The sequence below is a fragment of the Massilia luteola genome, assembly GCF_034420155.1.
GTDB lineage: Bacteria > Pseudomonadota > Gammaproteobacteria > Burkholderiales > Burkholderiaceae_D > Telluria > Telluria luteola.
Genome location: NZ_JAXOFN010000037.1, coordinates 27,868 through 51,938 on the forward strand (window position 1 = coordinate 27,868; position 24,071 = coordinate 51,938).

Consider the following 24,071-nt stretch of genomic DNA (forward strand, 5'->3'; position numbering starts at 1 on the left):
GATCCGTTCGTCCTGATTCATAACGGAGCAAAGATTCCGTTCCATAAGAGGACCAGGTAAAGGAGACACGCGTGATGGTCACACATCATTGCGGTAGCATTGCCGCCATTGTTCTTGTTGCCGGTGCGGCCGCCATGCCACAGGCGGGGCACGCCCAGGAAGTCGACAAGGCGTTCGATATTCCCGTGGGCCCCGCCACGAGCACGATCAACGTGTTTGCCAAACAGGCGGGCATCAACATCCTGGCGTCCGAGGATATCCTCACCGGCGTGTGCACGAACCAGGTGCGCGGCAGTTTTCCGACGGCCGTCGCCTTGCAGCGCCTGCTGTCCGGGACGGGCTTGTACGGCAAGGTCACCGCCAGCGGCGCGGTGTTCATCCTGGCATCCGCGCCGGTGCGCGGCCAGCGGGCGGGCGACAAGGACGTGCCGGGCCAGCGCAAGGCCGCGTGCTGCGCCGTATCGGCCGCCCTCCTGATCATGTGCGGCGCACCCGCTGGCGCCCAGGCGCAAGCCCCGGACAATGCGCAGGAACGGCCCGGCGGCGGTGGCGGCGATCCGGTGCGACAGGTGCTCGTGGTCGCCACCCGGGCATCGCAGCAATCGGGCATCGAACGCAAGAAGAACGCCGCGACGGCACTCGATTCGATCGTGGCCGACGACGTGGGCTCGCTGCCGGACCGGAATATCGGCGAGGCGATCTCGCGCATGTCCGGCGTGTCGCTGGACCGCGGCGACTTCGGCGAAGGCGTCACCGTCGCCGTGCGCGGCAACGGCCCCGACCTGACGCGCGTCGAGATCGACGGCCAGGCCGTCCAGTCGGCCGGCGGCACCGACATGTACGGCGGCGGCGGCGGCCGCGGCACCGAGTTCCGCCAGTTGTCGTCGGACCTGATCAAGAGCGTGGACGTGGTCAAGGGCGCGACCGCCGACATGACCGAGGGCTCGCTCGGCGGCGGCGTGATCATCAAGACCCGCACCGGCCTCGATTTCAAGAAGCCCTTCGTCTCGGTGCGCGTGGCCGGCTCGCGCGGCTCGCTGAACCGGATCTGGGAGCCGGACGCGAACGTCGTGCTGGCGCACAAATACCTCGACGGCCGCCTGGGCGTGCTGTTGAACGCGTCGTCCGCCACGCTCGCCAACGAGGCCCATTCGGCCCAGGTGGCGCAATCGGCGCTGCAGGGCTATTACCGGCTGGCCGACTTCGACGGCTCGCCCGCGAAGACGTTCACGTTTCGGCCGGCGACGATGAACGCGGCGGATGCGAATGCGACCACGCCGATGCTGCGCTCGCCGCTGGCCGCCGGCGGCACCTTCGACTCCGCCACGCCGCTCGAGGTGCTGACCCGGTCGGCCGCCGCGGGCACCAAGGCCGACTGCTATGCCGCCTTTCCCGCACTGACGGCGGGGCAGAGCGCTGCCATCGCGGCGAGCGCGCGCGGCGCCGCGCAGAACCAGCGTATCAACGAACTGGCCAGCTGCCTCAATCAGTGGAGCGACTACACGCCATCCAACGTGCGCTACATGATCAAGCGCGAGTTCGACAAGCGCCAGAACCTCGACCTGCGCGCCGACTTCAAGGTCGACGACCATCTGACCGTGTATGCCAAGGGCAGCTACAACCGGCGCTACGACGACATGCACCAGTTGACCTATACGCTGGGCAGCGTGCAGGTCAACCCGTCCGCCACCGTCAGCCCGGGGTATGCCGGCCCGGCCTATGTCGACGACCTGCAGGCAGGCACGCGCACCCCGGTGCCCGGTGCCGGCTACTACGCCTACGCCACGCCGGCCCAGGCCGCGAACACGCTTCTGCAAAGCGCGGTGGCGAACGTCGTCCCCGGCTCCATCGTCGCCGACGCCAACCACCACCTGACCCGCTACACGATCAGCGACGCGAGCGCCACGACCGACCAGGTGCACGAATACGCGAAGACGACGGCGCAATACCTGCAGCTGGGCGGCGAATACCGCGACGGGCCGCTCAAGGCCGAGTTCTTCGCCGGCGACGCCCGGTCGCGTTTCGAACGCGCCCAGAAGCGCCTGAGCTACAGCGACTACTACGGCCCCGTGACCATGGCCGTGCTGCCGAACGGCCTGTGGGGCTATACCATCCCGGCGAGCAGCAACTTCAACCAGGCCGACCCGGCCCAGTACGCGATCCTCACCCCGGGCGCGACGTCGTCCGCGGTCCAGCCGGGCCCCTACAACACGCGCGCGATTCCCGCCTACGCGGCCGCGCAGCAGCCGCTGCTGACCCAGCAGCCCAGCACCTACTTCAATCCGCGCCTGATGGAAAGCGGGGAGCGCACCGCCAAGGTCGACGTGACCTGGGCGACGCCGGCGACGATCCCGTTCTTCAAGCGCTTCAAGGCCGGCGTCAACCTGCGCGACACCCTGCGCGACAGCTGGGACCCGAACACCGGCAACAGCGGCGGCTACACGGTGCGGGCGGCCGTCGGCGCGTTCGGCCGGCCCGGGTACGTGCCGGCGGTGGTGCTGCCGACGCCGATCATCCGCAGCACCTTCAACGGCTGCCAGGACACGCCAGGCTCGCTGGCCCCCGGCGGCAACGCCTGCCGCTACGGCTTCACGCCGGGCGCGGATCCGCGCCGCGCGCTCGATGGCAATACGGTGCTGACCGCGCAGCAGTACCAGGACCTCGTCACACACACCTTGAAAGGACAGGCCACGCCCACCGGGTTCTTCGCGGGCGCCAGCGGGCGGCCGGCCGGACTGCCGGACAACTGGACCGGCATCGACGTCGACAAGGCCTTCGCGCTGGTCGCCACGCCGAACATGAATTTCGACTGTGTCAAGTCGTGCACCGCCAGCGACGGCAACGTCTACCGGCAACCGCAGCAGCACCTCGTCGAGCGCACCCGCGCGTTCTACATCATGGGCGACTTCGGACTGGCCCTGCCGTTCGGTTGGGAGCTCGACGGGAACATGGGGTATCGCTACGTCCGGACGAACGTGCACGGCGAAGGCATGATGACGTTCACCGCGGTCACCAAGACCGACGCGTACGACCCGGCCCGGCCGGGCGCGGCCGGCGGCACGGTCACGAACTCGGTCTCGCAACCCGTGGCGATCGACGCCACCAGCCACGACTTCCTGCCGATCTACAACCTCGCGCTGTGGCTCGTGCCGGACCGGCTGGTGGCGCGCTACAACCACGCGAGGGCCGTGGCGCGCCCGCCCGTCGCGGACCTGCTGCCGTCCGGGACGTGCCGCTACGACGCCACGCTGCAGGACACCAATCCCGGCGCGGTGCAGGGTTGCAGCGGCACGATCGGCAATCCGGCGCTGCGCGCGCAGACCAACGTCAACCAGAACCTGAGCGTCGAATATTATCCGAACCGGGACACGCTGTTCTCGGTCGCCGTGTTCAGGCAGGAAGGCAAGGTCGGCCCGGCCGTGCCGCGCGGTGCGAGCAACGTTCCGCTGGCGGGCGGCGCGGGCCTCGTCGACCCCACCACGGGCGCCGCGCTCGGCGCGCTCGACTTCAATTACTCGCTCTGGCAGAACGGCGCGGCGACGACGCGCAAGGGCCTCGAACTCGGCACCAAGACGGCGTTCACCTTCCTGCCGTGGTTCCTGCGCTATACCGGCGTGGACGCCAACTACACGCGGCTGCGCTCGGCCACGTCGGCGGAAAACGTGGTCGACCTGCTGACCGGCACCCCGCTGCCGCCGGCGCGCGAGTCGAAATACTCGTACAACTGGGCGGTGTGGTACGACGACGGCAGGCTGTCGGCGCGGGTCGCGGTGCAGGCCGTGGCCTCGTACTTCACGTGCATCGCCGGCTGCGGCCAGCTCGGGGTCAACGACTATCCGGCGGTCGGCGTGAGCGCGACCCGGTTTCCGTACAACCCCGGCTCGCCGAACTTCCGCGACGCGTCGCGCTTCATCGACGGCAAGATCTCGTACAAGTGGAAGCCGAACATCGAGTTCTTCATCGAAGGACGCAACCTGGGCAACGCGACCACGTCGAACAGCCAGGCGGACTTCGCCCCGTTCGCCGCGGGGACGCCGAACCTGCTGGACTATGCGTACGCCGGCCGCCGCATCATGGTCGGGGTGAATTTCCGCACGATGTAAGTTGGAGACAAACATGGCAAGGTCACACGCACACCGCATCGCGCTCCTGTTCAATGCGAACAAGGCGTTCGACCGCGACGTCATCCTCGGCGTCGCGGACTACCTGTCGGGCACGCGGGTCCAATGGGACCTGTTCCTCGAGGAGGATTTCCGCCTGCGCCTGGCGGGCATCGAGAAATGGCAGGGGGACGGCATCATCGCGGACTTCGACGATCCGGTCGTCGCCGCGGCGCTCGCCGGCACCCGCGTGCCGCTGGTCGCGGTCGGCGGCTCGTACGAGCATCCGGCCGACTATCCGGCGGCGGTGCCGTATGTGGCCACCGATAATTTCAAGGTCATCAAGCTCGCCTACGAGCACCTGATCGAGTCCGGGCTGCGCCACTTCGCGCTGTTCAGCCTCCCCGAGGCCAGCGAGAACCGCTGGGCGCAGGAGCGCGAGAAGGCATTCGCGGCGCTGGTGCAGCACGACCACGCCAGGCCGGAGATCTTTCGCGGCCAGTGCACGCGCGCGCCGACGTGGAACCAGGCGGTGCGCGAACAGATCGCCTGGCTGCACCGCCTGCCGAAACCCGTCGGCATCATCGCCGTCACCGACGCGCGCGCGCGCCAGCTGCTGCAGGCCTGCGCGCTGGCCGGCATCGCCGTGCCGGAGCAGGTCGCGGTGGTGGGCATCGACAACGATCCGCTGGCGCGCGTGCTGACCCGCATCCCGCTGACGTCCGTGATCCAGGGGGCGCAGGAGATGGGGCGCACGGCCGCGCACCTGCTCGACCGGATCCTGCATGGCGTCCCGCTGGCGACTGCACGCATCCTGGTGCCGCCCGCCGGCATCAACGTCCAGGCGTCCTCGCAGCACGTGCCCGCCACGCATCCGCATGTGATGCGAGCCCGCCACTACATCCGGCAGTATGCCTGCCAGGGCATCAAGACCGACCAGGTGGCGAACTACGTCGGCATCTCGCGCTCTTCGCTCGAGAGCCATTTCCGGCAGCAGGTCGGCTGCAGCGTGCACGACGAGATCCTGCGCGCGCGGCTCGACGCCGCCACCGCCATGCTGGCGCAGGACGATTGCAACCTGGCCGACGTGGCGCACAAGTGCGGCTTCACGTCGAGCCAGTACATGCACCTGGTGTTCAAGCGTGAACTGGGTTGCTCGCCGCGCGGCTACCAGCAGCGCGTGCGCAACACGGAACGGATGCACGATGGTCGCGATCATTTCGAATCCCGGCGCCATCCGGCCATGATGCCGGCGATTCACGCTGCCTGACGCCGTCACGGGTCCGTGACGTCGCGCGCGGCGCGGCGCCCGGGCATCCGGGCGCCGCGCCCCGGCGGGGTCAATGGTTGGGGAGTTCAAGGCGCTCAAGACGCCGACCGGGGCCGGGGCGGGCGGGCGGGGCGGGGCCCCCGTGACGCGGGGCGCCGCGCCGCGGCGCGTTACATGTTGCGGAAGTTCATGCCGATCATGAGGCGGCGTCCGGCATACGCGTAGTCGAGCAGGTTCGGCGTGCCGTTCGCGAACGGCGCGAACGATCCCTGGCTGTTCGACGTCGTCGCATTGCCCAGGTTGCGGCCTTCGACGAAGAATTCGATGTTCGGCCGCCATTTGTAGGAAAGCTTGGCGTCGATGAAGCGCGTCGAGTCCTTGAAGTTCGGCGAGCCCGGGTTGTACGGGAACTTCACCATGCCGCTGGTGACGCCGGCGGCCGGGTAGTTGCTCTGGTCGGCCGAGCCGCAGCCGGCAATGCAGTTGAAGTACGACGCCACCGCCTGCACCGCGACGCGCGCCGACAACCGGCCGTCGTCATACCACAGCGCCCAGTTGTACGAATATTTCGATTCGCGCTCCGGCGGCAGCGGCGTGCCGGTCAGCAGGTCGACCTCGTTCTGGGTCGAGGTCACCGAGCGCAGCTTCGTGTAGTTCGCATCGAAACCGGTGTAGCGCAGGCGCCAGGGCAGGAAGGTGAAGGCCGTCTTGGTGCCGAACTCGATGCCCTTGCGGGTCGTGGCGGCGCCGTTCAGCCACAGGGCGTAGTTGAAATCGAGGTCGGCCAGCGAGACGCCGGTGGTCGGATCGACGAGGTTGTCGCCGCCGGCGAGCGGCAGGCTGCTCACGCCGCGGCTGAGGGCGGGCCCGATCTTGCCTTCCTGCTTGAACCCGGCGACCGTGAACATCGTATCCTTGTTCGGATACCATTCGAAGCTCAGGTTCTGGTTGACGTTGGTCTGCGCCTGCAGGCCCGGATTGCCGATCGTGCCGCTGCACGTCTGCGACGCGCTCGGGTCGCGGTCGGCCAGGGTCGCATCGTACGTGCAGGTCCCGGCCGGCAGCAGGTAGCCGACGGGCGGGCGCGCCACCGTCTTGCCCCAGCTGTAGCGCGTCACCAGCTTGTCCGGGACCATCCACATGGCCAGGTTATAGCTCGGCAGGAAGTCGTGGGTCGAGGAGTCGACGGCCACGGCCTGCGAGATCGAGGTGCTGAGCGTGCCGCCCGGCGCCGTCGGCCTGAGCGGGTCGTACACGCCGTCGATCGGCGTGATCGACGTCAGGGTCATCATGCCGGTGCCGTGGACCTTGGTGCGCACGTAGCGGTATCCCATGTTGCCGTCGATCTGCCAGCCGAACGGCAGCGCGCGGTGCGTGAACGGAATCTCGTCGACCCGGAAGTCGCCCATCAGGTAGAACGCCTCGGTGCGCTCGGTCAGGTGCTGGTAGGGCTGCGCATAGACGTTGCCGTCGCTGGCCACGCAGTTCTTCAGGCAGTCGAGGTTCGTGTTCGGCGTGGCCACCAGGGTGAAGGCCTTGTCGACGTCGAGCCCCGTCCAGTTGTTCAGCAGGCCGGCGGGGCGGCCGGTCGCGCCGGAGAAGAAGCGGGTCGGCGTCGCCTGGCCCTTCAGCGTCTGGGTGACCAGGTCCTGGAACTGCTGCGCCGTCATCGTCGTGTTGCCGTCCAGCGCATGGCGCGGGTCGGCGCTCGGCAGGAAGCCGTACTGGCAGGCGTTGCCGCCCGCGCCCAGCGAACCGGCCGTGTCCTGGCAGCCGTTGAAGGTGCTGCGGATGATCGGGGTGGGCAGCACGACCGCCGGCACGTAGCCGGGCTTGCCGAAGGTGCCGACGGCCGCCTTGACCGTGTAGCCGCCGCTGTTGCCGCTGTTCGGGTCCCAGTTGTCGTGGATGTTGTCGCGCAGGTTGAAGCCGGCCTTGAAGCGCGTGAAGAACGGGATCGACTCCGGCGCCGCATACGTCAGGTCCAGCTTGGCCGTGCGCTCCTCGGTCGCGAACTGGCGCGGATTGTAGTAGGTGCTGGGCTGCTGGGTGAGCAGCGGCTGCTGCGCGGCCGAATACGCCGGCGCCGGGCGCGTGTTGGTGGGACTGGCCTTGACGGCGCCGGTCGCCGCGCCCGGGTAGAGGGTCGCGTACTGGGACGCGTCGGACTGGTCGAAATTCCCGTTCGGGAAGGAGTAGCCCCACAGGCCGTTCGGCAGCAGGGTCAGCGTGGTCGGCCCGTAGTAGTTGGTGAAACTCAGGCGCTTCTGCACGCGCTCGAACTTCGACCTGGCGTCGCCGACGAAGAATTCCACGTTCAACGGGCCTTTTTTATACGTGCCGCCCAGCTGCGCATATTGCGCGGACGTCTTCGCGTATTCGTGCACCTGGTCGGTGACGGCGCCGCCGTCCGTGATGGTGTACTGGGTCAGGTGGTGGGTCGAATCCGCGACGATGGAGCCGGGAATCACGTCCGACACGGAGCTCTGGAGGAGGGTGTTCGTCGCCTGCGTCGGGGTGCCGTACGCATAGTAGCCCGAGCCCGGAGCCGGAACGCGCGTGCCCGCCGTCAGGTTGTCGATGTAGGCCGGTCCGGAATAGGTGGGACTCAGCACGGCATTCGCGCCGGACGGATTCACCTTGGCGTTGCCGACCGTGTAGGTCAGCTGGTGCATGTCGTCGTAGCGGCGGTTGTAGCTGCCTTTCGCGTACAGCGTCAGGTTCTTGTCGACCTTGAAGTCCAGGCGCAGGTCGAGGTTCTGGCGCTTGTCGAATTCGCGCTTCACGAAGTTGCGGATGTTCGACGGCGTGTAGTCGTTCCACTGGTTCAGGCAGGTGATCAGCTCATTGGCGCGCTGGGACGCGGCCGCGCCGCGCGCGCTGGACACGATCGCGCCGCTCTGGGCCGCGGTCAGCGTCGGGAACGCGGCGTAGCAGTCGGCCTTGGTCTTGGCGGCGGCCGACCGCGTCAACACCTCGAGCGGCGTGGCCGCGTCGAACGTGCCGCCGGCCGTCAGCGGCGAGCGCACCATCGGCGTGGTCGTGTTCGAGTCGGCCGTGTTCATCGTGTCCGGCATGAACGAGAACGTCTTGTCCGGCGAGTTGTCGAAGTCGGTCAGGCGGTAGTAGCCCGCCCGGGCCGCGTTGGCCACCTGCACCGAATGCGACTCGTTGGCGAGCGTCGTGGACGATGCGTTCAGCAGCACGCCCAGGCGGCCGTCGAGATACTTGTTGGCCAGGATCAGGTTGGCGTCCGGCTCCCACTTCTTGTTGAGCGAGCTTTGCGACTCGGCCACGCGCACCGACACGAACGGCTTCTTGAAGTCGAGGCCCGTGCGGGTCTGGATGCGGATGCCGCCGCCGAGCGAGCCTTCGGTCATGTCGGCGGTGGAGCCTTTGACGACGTCCACGCTTTTGATCAGGTCGGCCGACAGCTGGCGGAATTCGGTGCCGCGGCCGCTGCCGCCGCCGTACATGTCGGTGCCGCCGGCGGACTGCACGCCCTGGCCGTCCAGCTCCACGCGCGTCAGGTCGGGACCGTTGCCGCGCACGGCGACGGTCACGCCTTCGCCGAAATCGCCGCGGTCGAGCGACACGCCAGCCATCCGCGAAATCGCCTCGCCGACGTTACGGTCGGGCAGCGAGCCGACGTCGTCCGCGACGATGGAGTCGATCGCGGTGGCCGCGTTCTTCTTGCGGTCGATGCTCGACTGCTGCGACGCCCGGGTGGCGGTCACGGTGACCGTGGCGATCTTGACGGGCTCCGTCGTGCCGTCCTGCGCCAGCGCGGCATGACCCGCGACGAGCGACGCCAGCGCGAGCGATACCGCGACGCTCATGCGGTTCGGCCGGATGCGGTAGGTGGGTGAATTTCTCATGGTCTCCTCCAATCTTTCGATGTCGTTTTATATGCGCCGGCACGGGATTCGAGCGGCCGCTTCGGGGCATTATTGCCGCGATAGCCGGAAGATTTTCGGATTTGCGAAAAATCGTATTACGATTTACATCATTTCGTAATGCGCGCCTGGCGGCGGCGAAAACGGCGATTGCGAAATCCAGCAAGCGCCGTTTCGATTCTCGCCAAACCGCGCCGTTGCGGCCGCGCACCGGGTGCGCCATCTGTTAGGATTTTTCGCCAATCGAGAGGAGCGGGCAGCGACGGCCCGCCGGGGAGAACCATGAATATCCGCTTATTGACGGCACTGGCCATCCTGGCCGCGGTGCCGGGCAGCGCTTGCGCGGACAAGCTCTGCGACGTGAAAGACTATGGCGCAAAAGGGGACGGCGTCAGCAAGGACACCGTCGCCATCCAGAAGGCGATCGACGACTGCGCCGCGGCGGGCGGCGGCAGGGTCGTGCTGGCCGGCGCGCCGCTGTACGTCAGCGGTCCGCTGGCGTTGAAGAGCCGCATCACCTTGTCGATCGCGGCCGGGACGACCCTGGCCGGCAGCGAGGACCACGACGACTACCCGCCCGTGCGGGAACTCGGCGAAGCCGCGCGGCGCGCCTTGCTGTCGTCGGACAACGCGACCGACATCGTCATCGACGGCGGCGGCACCATCGACGGCCGCGGCCAGTCCTGGTGGGCGGACCGCGCACCGGCCAACCGGCGGCCGCGCCTGATCGTGTTCCGCCACTCCAGCCGCATCCTGATGGAAAACGTCACCGTCAAGAATTCGCCCAGCTGGCAGATCGTGCCGTACTACAGCGATCACCTGACCTTCCGGAACATGACGATCCTCGCGCCCGACCGCATCTCGCACAACACCGACGGCATCGATCCGTTTTCGTCCAGCCACGTGCTGATCGACCACGTCACGATCGACACCGGCGACGACAACGTGGCCATCAAGAGCGGCCAGCCGAATTCGCCGGGCGGCGACGCGCCCAGCCACGACATCACGATCCGCGACAGCACCTTCCTGCACGGGCACGGCCTGTCGATCGGCAGCGAAGTGGCGGGCGGCGTGTACAACGTCCTGGCCGAGCGCATCCATTTCAAGGGCACCGGGACCGGCGTGCGCATCAAGTCGAACCGCGACCGCGGCAACGTGCTGAAGAACCTGGTCTACCGCGACCTGACGATGGAAGACGTGGGCACGCCGATCCTGATCAGCGAGTTCTATCCGAAGATCCCGGACGTCATCGACGCGCAGCCGGTCGGGCGCCTCACGCCGCGCTTTTCCGACATCACCATCGAGAACCTCAAGGCGACGGGCGCCAAGCAGGCCGCGCTGATCGTCGGCCTGCCGGAATCGCCGGTCACGGCGCTCACGCTCCGCCGCGTGCACATCGAGGCCGAGAAGGGCGCGGTCGTCAAGTACGCGCACATGACGGCCACCGACTTCACCGTGCGCGCCGCGCAGGGCGACGCATACCGGATCGGCCCGGACGTGCAGGGCTTGACCCCGGACACCGCGCGCTGAGCGCCGCCACCCTCACTCACTTAACGGAACAGAAAGCACGATGTCGATTTCAATGAACCGCCGCAGCATGCTGGGCATGTCGGCAGCCCTGGGCCTGGTCGGTACGGCCCGCGCGATGGGCCTCGATCATGCCGCGCGCGTGGACGCGGCCGGTCGGCACACCATCGCCGACGACGGATGGACCCTCTGGCTCGACCGCGCCGCCCGCTGGCAGCAGGACGTCATCTACCTGCCGGAGCAGGTGCCGCCGATGTCGGCCCTGCCGGTCAATCCGCCGACCGGCGGCTGGGATGCGCTGTACCGCGGGCAGGGCCTCGCCGTGACCCTGCCGACCACGGTCGAAGAACACTTCTGGGGCAAGTTCGGCGAGCGGCCCTATACCGCCGACGAATACCGCTATGCCGAGGACGATCCGGTGCCGCAGAACGGCGCGGTGCCCGGCGTGTCGTGGTGGTGGAAGACCGTCGACATTCCCGCGTCGGCGCAGGGGCGGCAGGTGTGGCTGCACATCCGCGGCGCCCGCATGCGCGCCGAAGTGTTCCTGGACGAGGTGCTGGTCGGCTATTCGATCATGTCGGAACTGCCGATCGACTGCGACCTGACGGCCGCCATGAAGCCCGGCCAGCCGAACCGCCTGGCGATCCGCATCACCAATCCGGGCGGGCGGTTCGACTGGAAGGATTCCAACAACACCGCCTGGGGCGCGGTCCGGCTCTATCATTCGCACGGCTTCGGCGGCATCGACCGCGGCCTGTCTCTGAGCGTGCACCCGGTCGAAGGCCGCATCCGCGACGCCTGGGTGCTCAACACGCCGGATCCGCGCGTGGTCACGGTGCACGCCGAGATCGCGGCCGGCCAGGCCGTCAAGCCCGGCGACCTGGGTGCGACGGTGCTGGACGCGACGGGCGCCAAGGTGCCGGCGCACGTCACGCTCGAGCGGCTCGACACGGCCGCCGGCATCGCGACGGCGCGCCTGCGCGTGCACGTGCCGTCGGCGCGCCTGTGGGACCTCGACACGCCGCACCTGTACCACGTGCGCCTGCAATGGAAGGCGGGGAAGGCGGTCGACACGCGGACCGTGCGCTGCGGCTTCCGCTGGTTCGCCGCCGAGGGCATCGGCAAGAACGCCATGTTCCGCCTGAATGGCCGCCGCATCAAGCTGTACACGGCCATCTCGTGGGGCTACTGGGGCTATAACGGGCTGTTTCCGACGCCGGAACTGGCGCGCCGCGAAGTGGTGGCCGCGAAGGCGCTGGGCCTCAATTCTCTCAGCTTCCACCGCAACGTCGGCAAGCCGGAAGTGCTCGACGTCCAGGACGAGCTGGGCCTGACCCGCACGATGGAACCGGGCGCGGGGCGCATGGCGATCGGCAGGATGCTCAAGCCGGGCGAGCGCCTGTCCGCCGCCGATGCGTTCAGCCGCGCCTTCATGGTTTCGAAATGCAAGGCGATGGTGCGCGCGCTGCGCTCGCATCCGTCGCTGGTGCACTACACGCTGCAGAACGAGGTGTCGGCCGATCTCGCCAATCCCGACGTCGAAGCGGTGCTGCGCGCCATGCACGACCTCGACCCCAGCCGCAGCGTGATCCTCAACGACGGCTTCGTCGGACGCGGCGCCGCCCAGGCGATGTTCCTGCCCTACGACGACCATTACTACCGCTCGGACGTCGAACCCGCGGGCGGCTGGTGGGTCAATCACCAGGGCGCGGGCGACCAGTGGTACGACAAATTCTATGCCGACAAGGAGCACTTCATCCATCGCCAGACGATGCCCGGCGCGATCGTCGAATTCGGCGAGATGGAAGGCTGCGCGGTCGGCGACAACCATGCCCGGATGATCGCCGACATCCGCCGGCACGGCGGCACGAGCTACGACCTCGAGGACCACGTGGCGATCGCGGACGGCGCCGCCGCCTTCCTCGACAAGTGGGGCTTCCGCCAGGCGTTTCCGAGCGCGGAGAGCTACTTCCTCGCGGTCGGCAAGAAGCAGTACGACGCCTGGCAGAACTACCTGGAGAATATCCGGATCTGCGACGAGGTCGACATGGCCGCGATCAGCGGCTGGGAATCGACGGCCATCGAAAACCATTCGGGCATCGTCGACAACCTGCGCTACTTCCACGCCGACCCGGACCTGATCCGCGCGAGCCTCCTGCCGGTGCGCCCGGTCGCCAAGCAGCGCCGCTATGCCTACGCGACGGGCGAGGCGGCGGAGCTGGACATCTGGCTCCTCAACGACACCGGCAAGCCGCTGTCCGGCACATTGACCCTGAGCGTGACCGGCCCGGATGGGCGGTCGGTGCGGGTCGGCGCGTACGCGGTGCCGGCGAACGTGGCCGACCGGTTCAGCTACCTCGTCGCCGAACGCGTGACGACGCCGCCGTTCGCCACGCCCGGCGCGCACACCGTGCGTCTCGAACTGTCCGGCCGGCCGGACGTCACGTTCGCGCGCGCCCTGTGGGTCACGCGCACGGACGTCGCGCCGGCCGCGCGCACGCTGCGCATCGCCGTCGCCGGCATCGCACGCGGCCTGCGCGAGCGCCTGGCGGCGTTGCCCGGCGTGGCCATCGAGGACTTCCGCGCGGGCGCGGCTTACGACGGCCTGGTCGCGTCGGGGCTGAAGGCGGCCGACATCGTCGAGCGCCAGATCGGCGACCAGACCGGCCTCGAAGCCGCGCCGAAGAAGGGCGCGAAGCCGAAGCTGGTCCCAGGCGAACTGGCGCCCGACGTGCTGGCCGCGGTGCGGCAAGGCCTGCCGCTGCTGGCGATGGTGCCGGAAGACGGCCTGGCGGACGGCGTCGCCCGGCAGTTGTCCGGCCTCGGCCTGTTCGACTATGCCGGCCAGGTCGGCGACCTGCGCGCGCCGTGGATGGGCAACTGGAACGTCCTGCGCGCGCATCCCGCGTTCGCCGACATCCCGGCCGACATGGCCGCCGGGGTCTGGCACCAGATCCCGGGACAGCCGTCGAATGGCTTGGTCGTCGACGGCGACGGGATCGCCGTCATCGCCGCCTACAGCCGCGACCACGACCGCCGCCTGGGCGCCGCGAGCTTCACCGTGCAAAAGGCGGGCGCGAAGGTGCTGTTCCACCGCATGCCGGACATGGCGGCGCCGCTGCAGACGCGCTTCCTGCTCAATGCGCTGGGCTGGCTGGCGGCGCGTCCAGCGTGAGTCCCATCAGTCCGATCACGACGTCGTTGGCGAGCGTGCGCAAGGTCAGGCTTTCCAGCCGGCGCGATGGGTCGAGCGGCACCTCGATCACGGTTGCGGCGCCGCCCGCGACCTCGCGCCCGCTGCCCTTGAACGTGGCCGGATCGAGCACGCGCACGCGGGCCGTCTTCAGGTCCACGCGCACCGGCAACCGGCCGCACAGCGGAAACTGGTAGTCGTCGACGAAGTAGTCCTGCTCGATGGGCCACCAGTTGTCCGGGTTGCGCAGCGCGGTGCGCGCGGCGCTGCCGTCGGCATAGGCGACGACGATCTCGCCGTTGTCGATCCGGCTCTGCATGAAGTTGGTGGATCCCGCCATCAGCAGGAAGGCGCGGCGCGCCTGGCCGTGCAGCGGGATCGTCACGGCGCGCGGGTAGTTGTCCCATTGCGACGTGAACACGATGTTGGCCGCCGTGCCGCCCGGCGTGGCGAAGCGCAGGCCGTTCGGCAGCGTCAGCACGCCGCCCAGCGCGCGCAGGCCCGTGTCGTCGATGGCGGGCAGGGCGTTCAGGTGGCCAGCCCAGGCGCCGATGCCTTGCGCCGGCAGGGCCAGCGTGACGTAGGGCGCGCGCGGCGTCCGGTATTTGCCGGCCTTGAAGATCCCGGTCACGCGGTCGTTGAACCACGGCGCCAGGTCGACGCTCATGCCGGCGATGGGCGCGCCGCCGATCCAGTCCGGACCCGCCAGCGTGCAGGCGCCGGGCGGCTGGGGACTGGCTTGCGCCTGCCACCAGGTGAAGTCGCCCTGGCGCACCTGCGTGAAGCCGTCGCGCGTGGCGCCGGTGGCGCGGCCCGATTGCGCGTCAGGCATCGCGCCGCGCCATGCGACCTCGATCCGCGCCGTGCGCCCGAACGGCAGCGCGATGCGCAGCCGGGGCGCGCCGACGGCGTCGGGCACGGCCTGCCACGCGGCCGGGCGGCCGTCGACTGTCACCCGCGCCACGCTGGCACCGCGCACCGGCAGCTCCAGGACGAGGCGCCGGAAGCGCGTGCCGGTCTGGCCGACCGTCCAGCTGTCCCGGTCGCCGCTGCGGCGGTACGACAGGTCGAGGTCCGGATGGGTGAGCGCGGCGTGGTCCCATGCGGCCGGCAGGCCGGGACGCACGGTCAGCACGCCGGCGAGGGCGTCCGGCCGCACGCCGAACAGGCCTTCGACGATCGCGCGCGACATCACGCCGATGCCGTCGGCGAAATCGCGTTGCGCCTCGCGCCGGTAGACGTCGAGGTAGTTCAGCGTGCCGATGTTGCCGGGGCTGATCCCCATGTACAGGCTGGCCAGCACGGCGCCCTTGGCGATGTCGTACGCGGTCTCCGGGCGGCCCGCCTGCCAGTAGGCCAGCGCCGTGTGCAGGTTCTCGTCGAACACGACGTTGTTGATCGACCAGGAGTACGGCATCCAGTCCGTTTCCGGCAGCACGTGGTAGGGCCGGTCGGCGGGCACGCCGGGGCCCGTCACGGGGATGGCGCGCAGGTGGGTGTCGAGGTCCGCCGCCATGCGCGCCGCCTCGAACGCGGTCGGCACCTGCGAATCGATCGTGTGATAGAAGGTCCACAGGCCGTAGCTCGGGTGCAGCAGCCGGCGCCCCAGCACGTCGCGGTATTCGGCGAACGCGCCGCGCTCCGGCATCCACAGTTCGCGGCGCATGGCGCGCCGGATGGCGTCCGCTTCGAGCCGGTACGGCGCGGGATCCTTGCCGATCAGGGCGGCGATGCGGGCCGCCATGTCGTTATGCCACGCGTTGTAGGCCGACGCATGGGTCACGCCGCCGCCGTCGTAGTACAGGTCGTCGCTGGCCCAGATCGCGGCGTAGGCGTCGTACAGCGGCAGGGCGTCCGGCCCGAATTCACGCCGGAACAGCCGCCGTTCCCACGCCAGGTGGCGCTCCAGCACGGGCCACACGGCGCGCGCGTAGGCGACGTCGCCGGTCCACAGCAGGTGGCGCAGCAGGGCGTCGACGAACACGAGGTTCATGTCGTAGTGCGAACTGCTCATGGCGCCGTTCGAATGCAGCCCCGGTTCGTTGCGCGCGAGGTTCGCCCGCGGATCGGCCGGCGGCGGCGCGGCCGGGATCGGGGACACGTCCTGGCGCTCTGTCCACACGCCGAAATTGGCGCGCGCGCGCTCGTGCCAGCCCAGCGCGTCGAGCGCGTACGGGCCGCGCCAGCCGAGCAGCTTCATGCGCCAGGCGATCGCGCCGTGCATGATGGCGTGCTGCTCGCCGTCCCAGACCGCATCGGCCGCCACGTTCAGCGCGCCCATGGCCGCGTTGAGCCACGGGTCGGGCGTGTCGATGCGCACGCGTTCGCGCAGGTCGCTGAAGTGCCGGCGCGCCGCGTCGAAGCTGGGGGCGAGGTCGGCGGGGTTGAAGCGCGCCGGCAATGCGGCGCCCGTGACCTGCAGCGCGAGATCGATGGTCGCGTCGCCCAGCGGCAGGCTTCCGACCGCCACCGCCGGGCCGGCGCCCGGGCTTGACGCCAGCAGCGCCGCGGGATCGTTCCACAGGCGGGCGTCGGCCAGGCGCACGTGTGCGGGGCCGCTCGTCGTCGCGCTGATCGTCGCGCGCCGGCCCGCCGCCACGAAGCCGCGTTCGTCCACGTCGTAGCGCGTGTCGCGCGCGAAGTCCGGCACGAACTGGAAGAACTCGCTGATCGGCACGCGCTCGCTGCCGATGTCGCCGCCCCGTTGCCCCTTCTGGCCATTGCCGGGGCCGAACGCGAACAGCAGTTCCGCGCCTGCCGGCAGGTGCTCGCCGCGGATTTGGACGCCGAGGCCCTGGCTGTCGGCATAGGCGACGGCGGCGATGTGGATGCGGCCTTCGGGCCCGAGCAGCGGGTCGGCGATCTCGTACAGCAGCTCGCCGGGGCGGTAGCGCATGCCGACGTCGGCGGCGTTGTGCAGCCACAGCGTGCCGGCCGCCGTGCGCAGGCCGAGCCGCAGGTTGCCGCCGCGGCCGGGCAGGTACAGCGAGAACTCGGGCCGGTCGCCGCCGTCGACGCGGAACGCATCGTTGCCGCCGTAGAGCGAGCGGTTGAAGAATTCGGTGCCGTTGTCGATCACGAAGTCCGCGCCTTCCGGATGGTAGCGCAGGGGCCGCGCGACCTGGCCGCGCAGGTTCGGATGCAGCGGCGCGTTGCGGGTCTCGGGCGATTCGCCGGCGTGGACGGGCGCGCAGGCGAGTGCCAGGCAGACGGCGATGGGAAGCAGGGAAGCGAGTCGTTTCATGCGCGATCAAGAAAAAAGGCCGTGCGCGCGCACCCATCGCGAACACAGCCAAAAGGAGACGAAAAAAGGTGCGGTTCAGCGGCGCCGGCGTTGCAGCGCGCCGGCGAGCAGCAGGAAGCCGGTCGCCATCTGCGCCAGTGCGGCCGGTTCGGGCAGCGGCGTCACGCCGGCCAGGGCGGCGTCGGTGGTCACGTCGTCCGCCTGGCCGGGTTGCAGGCTGAACGTCACCACGTTGCCGCTCGTGCCGGGCGCGTAGCTGAACCGGTCGGCGCCCAGCAGGGCGACCGACAGGTCCATGCCGGACGCGCCGGGCGCCTCGATGCCGCCAAACGCCACGTCGAACGCGAGGATGCCGCCGAAGCCCAGCCATGCGCCGTACTCGTCGCCGTTGCCCAGCACGAGGCTGGAGGCGAGCGCGCCGTGCGGGCTGCCCCATGCGAAGCTGTCGGCGTCGTCGAACGCGCCCGTCACGCGGGCGACGGTGGCGGTGGGCGCGGCGGGCGAGACGGGCCCCGCGAACAGGAAGTCGACGTAGCCGCCCGTGCCCGGCAGCGTACGGGTATCGATGGTCACGTGGTACAGCGGGTTGGCCGAGGCGCAGCCGGCGGCGGCGAACGTGCCGGCGGCGAGCAGGGTGCGCAGCAGCAGCGATTTCAGGATGTGCATGACGGTCTCCTCAGAGCGTGCCGGTGTAGAGTTTGGGGACGTAGCCGATGGCCGCGCGGGCCGGGTTCAGGAAGCTGGTGGCGACGGTCGCCGATGCGCCCGGCGCCAGCGCGGACACGGGCAGCACGAGGAACGGCGCGGCGCCGTCGCTGCCGGCCTGGTTGGCCAGCGTGACGCCGCCGGTCAGCGCATCGAGGCGGAACAGCAGCGTGCCGGACAACGGCGCGGCCGACGCGTTGGTGAAGGTCACGGTGCCGTTCCACATGCCGTTCGTGCGGTTCAGCGTGAAGCCGGACCGGGTGATCTTGACGCTGGCCGTCACGTCCTGGTAGAAGCCCGCGCCCGCCGCCACCTGCGACAGCGTGGCGGCGGCGCGCACGCCCGCGTCGCCGGACGCGACGCCGACGCCGGCCCGCGCGTTCGCCGCGAGGGTCGCGTGGGCGGTGTCGAACGGCGTCCAGGCGACGCCGTCCGCGCTCGTGGACGCCGTGAAGGTGTCGCCGCCCTGGCGCAGGCGCAGCCAGGTGCCGGCGGCGAAGCCGGTGCCTTGCACGCTGGCCGTCGCGGCGCCGTCGCTGGGGCGCGCCAGCAGCGTGAGCGTGCCGGATGCGTCGAGGACGAGGGCCACGAACGGGGCCTGCGTGCCCGTAGCGCCGCGCACCATCACGCCGGCCTGCCCCGCGCCGAGGGCGTCGATCCGTGCGGTGACCATGCCGTCCGCCGTCCATGGCCGCGATGCGAACTGCGCCTGGTCGAAGCTGCCGGCGCCCGTCAGGACCCACGCCTGCGTGAGCGGATTGTAGGTGGCGGCGCCAGCCAGCGCGGCGCCGCCGACGTCCTGCGCCGTCCACAGGTCGGGCAGGACCAGGCTGTTCGCGTAGGCCTCGATGTTCGTGTACCCGGACGTGCCGAACGGCGCGCCGGCGGCCGCAGGGTCGTTCATGCCGATGCCGTACGCCTGCGCCCAGTAGTCGGGGATGCCGTCGCCGTTCAGGTCGGGCAGCGGCGTGCTGCCGTTCAGGATGCCGTAACCCAGGTTGGGCAGGCCGGTACTGGCCTGGTTCTTGGTCAGGCTGCCCCGGGTGCCCACCGACAGGGTGTCGTTCACCGCAACCTGGTCGACCGGATCGCGCGGCCAGACGCCGGCCGATGCGGTCACGTTGAAGTAGGCGTCGGCCGCCGCCAGCGCGGGAATCGCCGGCGTCGTGGGCGCCCATGGCGTGGCGGACGGGATCGAACTGCCCACCTTGTTCTGCGCGCTGCCGTTCAGCGTGCCGTCGCGATTGGTGTCGGCGAAGTTGCCGACCGCGTAGATGGTCTGCTTGTTGTTCACCTGGTAGTAGTAATTGCTGGTCGTCGACGTGCCCGGACCCGCGACGAAATAATTGTTGACCAGGTCGTGCGAGAAGTACCCGCCCGTATTCCCGACCGTGTAGCCGGCCTGGTAGTCGTAGACGACGTTGTTGATGAACTGCGTGTTGTCCTTGGAGAGCGGCTGGCGGTTATGGCCGTTGACCCACAGGTTGCGGTAGAACGTGGACGGCCCGCCCTCGACGTGGGCGCCGAACTGCTGCCCGATCGGATTCGCGATGATCGTGTTCTGCACGGTGAAGTCGACGGCCTTGACGGCGTCGAACGAATCCCATTGGCCGTACTCGATCGAACAATGGTCGAGGATGAAGTTCGTCGTCTTCGACGCGCCGATGGCGCTCTTGCCGGTCAGCGGATCGAGGTTGCCCTGGCGGACGCGCAGGCCGCGCACGATGATGTTCGACTTGTTGCTGAGCGAGACTTCGCCGCCCATGATGCCGACGCCGTCGCCGGGCGCGGTCTGGCCCGCGATCGTGATGTTGCCCTGGACGGACACCGGCGACTTCAGCACGATGTAGCCGCCCACGTCGAACACGACGATCCGGTTCGGGACGTTCACGGCGTCGCGGAACGAGCCGGCGCCGGCGTCGTTCAGGTTCGTGACGTGCACGATCGCGCCGCCGCGGCCGCCGGTCGCATTGGCGCCGAAGCCGACGGCGCCCGGAAAGGCGGGCACCTGGGCGAAGCCGGGAAGGGCGGCGAGCGCCAGGGCGCAGGCCACGGCCAGCCGCGTTGGATTCTTGAATCGCATATTGCCTGCCTTTCTAGTCAGAGGGTGCGGAAGTTCACGCCGACCATGATGCGGCGGCCGGCGTAGGCGTAATCGAGCAGGTTCGCGGTGCCGTCGGCGAACGGCGTGAACGCGCCCTGGCTGTGCGACGTGGTCGCGTTGCCGAGGTTGCGGCCTTCGACGAAGACCTCGACCGCCGGCGTGATCTTGTACGAGATCTTGCCGTCGATGAAGCGGGTGGCGTCCGTGAAGTTGGGCGAGCCGGGGTTGTACGGCATGCCGATGCGGCCGCCGCCGACGTTCGGGTAGTTCAGCATGCTGGTCGACCCGCCGCAGGCCGCGATGCAGTTGAAGTGCGAGCCGACGGCCTGCACGGCGATCCGCGCCGACAGCCGGCCGTCGTCGTACCACAGGGCCGCGTTGTAGGTGTACTTCGACTCGTTCTGCGGCGGCAGCGGCACGCCGGTCAGCAGGTCGACGATGTTGGCCGTCGTCGTCGCCGAATGCATCTTCGTATAGTTGCCGTCGAAGCCGGTGTAGCGGAAGAACCAGGGCAGGAAGGTGAACGCGGTCTTGGTGCTGAACTCGAGGCCCTTGCGGCCCGTCGTGGAGCCGTTGATCCAGGTCGAGTAGTTGAACAGGAGGTCGCCCAGCGACGCGCCGGACACCGGGTCGATCAGGTTCGTGTTGGCGAACAGCGGCGACTTCGACACGCCCTGCGCGATCGCGGGGCCGACCTTGCCCTGCTGGCGGAACCCGGCGATCGTGAACATCGTATCCTTGTTCGGATAGTATTCGAGCGACAGGTTCTGGTTGATGTTCTTCTGCGCCTGCAGGGCCGGGTTGCCCACGGTGCCCGAGCATTTCTGCGCGTCCTCGCCCTGGTCGGCCAGCACCTGGTTATACGTGCACGAACCGGACGCCAGCAGGCGCGACACCGGCGGCCGTGCGACGGTCTTGGCCGCGCTGTAGCGCAGCACCAGCTTGTCCGGCATGACCCAGGCGGCCAGGTTCAGGCTGGGCAGCACGTCCGACGTCTTGGCATCCGTGACCGTGCTTTGCTGGACCGTGTTGGTCTCCGTGCCGCCCACCGCGTCCGGCACGTTCGGATCGAAGCTGGGCGTCTTGGTGATCGACGTGAAGCTCATCATGCCGGTGCCGTGGACCTTGGTGCGCACGTAGCGCACGCCCACGTTGCCGTCCAGTTCCCAGCCGAACGGCAGCGGGTGGTCGGTGAACGGGATGTGGTCCAGGCCGAAGTCGCCCATCAGGTAGAACGCATCGGTGCGTTCCTTCAGGTGCTGGGCCGGCTGGTCGTGGAGCTGGCCGTCGTTGGCGGTGCACTGCTTGACGCAGTCGAAGTTGGTGTTGGGGATGTTCAGGATGCCGAACAGCTTCTCGACGTCGATCTGGGTCCAGTTGTCGATCAGGCCCGCCGGACGGCCGCTGGCGCCGCTGAAGAACTGCGTCGGCGTGGCCTTCAGGGTCATGACCTGCTTGAGCATGTCCATGAACTGGTCGGTGGTCATGACCGAGGCGCCGTCCAGGACCTGGCGGATGTCGCCTTTCGGGATCCAGCCGTACGCGCACTTGTTGCCGCCGGGCGCCAGCGAGCCGGGCGTATCGGCGCAGCCGTACATCGTGCTGCGCAGGGTCGGCGACGGCATGACGAGCGGTTCGACATAGCCCGGCTGGCCGTAGCTCCCCACCGCATTGCGCAGGATGTAGCCGCCGTTGTTGATGTTCCAGTTGTCGTTGCGCGTGTCGCGCAGGTTGTAGCCGGTCTTGAAGCGCTTGAAGAAGGGGATGGACTCAGGCGTGGCCCACGTCACGTCGATCTTGGCGGTGCGCTCCTCGCTGAAGTACATCGTCGGGACCCAGGTCAGGTTCGGCGAGGACGTGACCGCGTTCTGCTGGGCCGCCGTGTACGCCGGCGTCGCCTTGGTGATGTAGGTGCTGAGCGGGACCGCGCCGCTGGCGCCGCGCGGGTACAGCTTGGCGAAGCGCGACAGGTCCGAGTTGTCGGTCGGGTTGAAGCCGGGGAAGCTGTAGCCCCACAGGCCGTTCGGCAGCACCTGCAGGGTGCCCGAGCCGTAGTAGTCGTTCAGCGTCAGGTCCTTGACGCCCTTCTTGAAATCGGAGCGGGCGTCGCCGACGAAGAATTCCGAAGTCAGCCCGCCGCGCTTGAAGGCGCCGCCCAGCTGCAGGTAGCGCGCGGTGGTGACGCCGATGCCGTGGCTCTGGCCGGTCTTGGCCACGCCGTTGCTGTTCGTGTTGTCGAACGTGTATTTCAGCAGGTGGTGGTTGGCGTCGACCACCGCGGAACCCGGTTCGACGTTGGTCGCGCCGTTCTGCACGCTGAAATTACCCATCGAGAAGGACAGCGAATTGATGTCGTCGTGGCGCTTGTTGTAGCTGCCCTTGGCGTACACCGTCAGCTCGTCGCTCACCTTGAAGTCGGCGCGCAGGTCGAGGTTCTGGCGGCGGTCGATCTCGCGCCTGACGACGTAGCGCGGACCCGACGGGGTGTAGTCGTTCCACTGGTTCAGGCAGGTGTTCAGCTCATTCGTGCGCTGCGTCTGGGCCGCGGTGCGGTTGGCCGACACGATCGTGTTCAGCTGCGCCGCGCTCAAGGCGGGGAACGCGCCCATGCAGTCGGCCTTGCTCTGGGCGGCGGCCGACCGGGTGACCAGGTCGAGCGGCGTGGCCGAGTTGAAGCTGCCGCCGCCGATCAGGGGCGAGGACAGGATCGGGTTCCCGGTCGCCGCGTCGGCCGTGTTGACGGTGCCCGGCTGGAAGCTGAAGGTCTTCTGCGGCGAGTTGTCGAAGTCGTACAGGCGGTAATAGCCCTGGTTGCTGCCCGAGACCTGGGCCAGGTGCCCTTCGTTGTCCAGCGTCGTGGTCGAGGCATTCAGCACCACGCCCAGGCGCCCGTGCATGAACTTGTCCGCGAGGATCAGGTTGGCGTCCGGTTCCCACTTCTTGTTCAGGCTACTCTGGCTGCCGGCCAGGCGCAGCGACGCGAACGGTTTCTTGAAATCGAGGCCGGTGCGGGTCTTGATCTGGATGCCGCCGCCGAGCGCACCTTCGGTCATGTCGGCGGTCGAGCCCTTGACCACGTCCACGCTCTTGATCAGGTCCGCCGACAACTGGCGGAATTCCATGCCGCGGCCGTCGCCGCCGCCGTTCATGTCGCTGCCGCCGGCGGACTGCACGGCCTGGCCGTCGAGTTCGACCCGTGTGAGTTCCGGACCGTTGCCGCGCACGGCCACCGTCACGCCCTCGCCGAAGTCGCCCCGGTCCAGCGCGATGCCGGCCATGCGCGAGATCGCCTCGCCGACGTTCCGGTCGGGCAGGGCGCCCACGTCCTCGGCGACGATCGAATCGATCGCGGTGGCCGCGTTCTTCTTGCGCTCGATGCTGGATTGCTGGGACGCGCGGGTGCCGACCACTTTCACCTGCTTCACCGCGCCGGCGTCGCCGGCCGCCGCCTGGGCCGGCTGGTCCACGCCCTGGGCCTGCGCATGCGCCAGCGGCGCGCCCATCATCATGACTGCCGCCGATACCGCGCAACAGGTTGCCTTTCGTTGGCTGGGAATGCCAGATTTCGTCATTGTCTCCTCCGTCATATTGGAACCGCTCGAGGCGTTTTCGCGTGCGCCCGTGGGGCGCTTCAGAATCACGACGGTGCCGCTAGCGCCGATCCGTCCGATCAGGCTGGTGCCCTTGAGCAGCCGGTCGACTGCGTCGGAGATGACAAACGTGCCCACCACTGCATTGGTCGCCACGCCGTCCAGAATATCGGCCGCGGCCAGGATATTGATGCCGGCCTGTCGGGCGAATTCGGGAATGGAGTGCGTCGCCGCGCCGGCCGGTATGTTGAACGGCTGCGGCACGTCCTCGGCATGCGCGGCACCCGCGTGCGCCGCCATGCTCACGGCGACGACGATGCCGGCTCGTCCGAAATATTCATGCAGTTGGGTCATGTCTCTCTCTCTCCTGGCGTTACCTGGATGCGGAACTATGCTGCCCGTTACTAGTAAAGACGGACGGTGATCCGGTTTCCTCACCGGC

The 24,071-nt window shown here is 69.0% G+C and carries 9 protein-coding genes; 4 read left to right on the plus strand and 5 right to left on the minus strand.

Going from position 1 to position 24,071, the window contains the following annotated elements; all coding sequences use genetic code 11:
• Positions 1-74: 74 nt before the first annotated feature.
• Positions 75-4,103, plus strand: coding sequence for a TonB-dependent receptor (locus U9J41_RS25365; RefSeq protein WP_322404970.1), 4,029 nt, complete (start codon positions 75-77; stop codon positions 4,101-4,103).
• 13 nt (positions 4,104-4,116) lie between these two features.
• Complete coding sequence (locus U9J41_RS25370; RefSeq protein ID WP_322404951.1) at positions 4,117-5,370, plus strand: XylR family transcriptional regulator; 1,254 nt, start codon at positions 4,117-4,119, stop codon at positions 5,368-5,370.
• 170 nt (positions 5,371-5,540) lie between these two features.
• Here the strand turns inward: U9J41_RS25370 and U9J41_RS25375 are convergent, their stop codons facing one another.
• Complete coding sequence (locus U9J41_RS25375) at positions 5,541-9,248, minus strand: TonB-dependent receptor (RefSeq protein ID WP_322404952.1); 3,708 nt, start codon at positions 9,246-9,248, stop codon at positions 5,541-5,543.
• 300 nt (positions 9,249-9,548) lie between these two features.
• Between U9J41_RS25375 and U9J41_RS25380 the strand changes: the two genes are divergently transcribed.
• Positions 9,549-10,796, plus strand: a complete 1,248-nt coding sequence (locus tag U9J41_RS25380) for a glycoside hydrolase family 28 protein (RefSeq protein WP_322404953.1) — start codon at positions 9,549-9,551, stop codon at positions 10,794-10,796.
• Between the two features lie 40 nt (positions 10,797-10,836).
• Positions 10,837-13,968 (plus strand): glycoside hydrolase family 2 TIM barrel-domain containing protein, encoded by a 3,132-nt coding sequence (locus U9J41_RS25385; protein ID WP_322404954.1) that lies wholly within the window; start codon positions 10,837-10,839, stop codon positions 13,966-13,968.
• Here the strand turns inward: U9J41_RS25385 and U9J41_RS25390 are convergent.
• The 4 genes from U9J41_RS25390 to U9J41_RS25405 all read right to left on the minus strand — a co-directional run bounded on the left by U9J41_RS25390 (position 13,931) and on the right by U9J41_RS25405 (position 23,983).
• On the minus strand, positions 13,931-17,230 hold the full coding sequence (locus tag U9J41_RS25390; protein ID WP_322404955.1) for a DUF4450 domain-containing protein: 3,300 nt from the start codon (positions 17,228-17,230) through the stop codon (positions 13,931-13,933). The genes U9J41_RS25385 and U9J41_RS25390 overlap by 38 nt on opposite strands.
• A 75-nt stretch (positions 17,231-17,305) precedes the next feature.
• Positions 17,306-17,896 (minus strand): NF038129 family PEP-CTERM protein, encoded by a 591-nt coding sequence (locus U9J41_RS25395; RefSeq protein WP_322404956.1) that lies wholly within the window; start codon positions 17,894-17,896, stop codon positions 17,306-17,308.
• A gap of 10 nt (positions 17,897-17,906) precedes the next feature.
• The gene (locus U9J41_RS25400) at positions 17,907-20,018 is read right to left on the minus strand and encodes a hypothetical protein (RefSeq protein ID WP_322404957.1); all 2,112 of its coding nucleotides are present in this window, start codon (positions 20,016-20,018) and stop codon (positions 17,907-17,909) included.
• A 17-nt stretch (positions 20,019-20,035) separates the two neighbouring features.
• The gene (locus U9J41_RS25405; RefSeq protein WP_322404958.1) at positions 20,036-23,983 is read right to left on the minus strand and encodes a TonB-dependent receptor; all 3,948 of its coding nucleotides are present in this window, start codon (positions 23,981-23,983) and stop codon (positions 20,036-20,038) included.
• Positions 23,984-24,071: the final 88 nt, after the last annotated feature.

What these genes read in the sequence shown, in the direction of transcription:
- U9J41_RS25365 (WP_322404970.1), top strand. Translation starts at nt 75, where the DNA reads ATGGTCACACATCATTGCGGTAGCATTGCCGCCATTGTTCTTGTTGCC.
- U9J41_RS25370 (WP_322404951.1), top strand. Translation starts at nt 4,117, where the DNA reads ATGGCAAGGTCACACGCACACCGCATCGCGCTCCTGTTCAATGCGAAC.
- U9J41_RS25375 (WP_322404952.1), bottom strand. Translation starts at nt 9,248, where the DNA reads ATGAGAAATTCACCCACCTACCGCATCCGGCCGAACCGCATGAGCGTC.
- U9J41_RS25380 (WP_322404953.1), top strand. Translation starts at nt 9,549, where the DNA reads ATGAATATCCGCTTATTGACGGCACTGGCCATCCTGGCCGCGGTGCCG.
- U9J41_RS25385 (WP_322404954.1), top strand. Translation starts at nt 10,837, where the DNA reads ATGTCGATTTCAATGAACCGCCGCAGCATGCTGGGCATGTCGGCAGCC.
- U9J41_RS25390 (WP_322404955.1), bottom strand. Translation starts at nt 17,230, where the DNA reads ATGAAACGACTCGCTTCCCTGCTTCCCATCGCCGTCTGCCTGGCACTC.
- U9J41_RS25395 (WP_322404956.1), bottom strand. Translation starts at nt 17,896, where the DNA reads ATGCACATCCTGAAATCGCTGCTGCTGCGCACCCTGCTCGCCGCCGGC.
- U9J41_RS25400 (WP_322404957.1), bottom strand. Translation starts at nt 20,018, where the DNA reads ATGCGATTCAAGAATCCAACGCGGCTGGCCGTGGCCTGCGCCCTGGCG.
- U9J41_RS25405 (WP_322404958.1), bottom strand. Translation starts at nt 23,983, where the DNA reads ATGACCCAACTGCATGAATATTTCGGACGAGCCGGCATCGTCGTCGCC.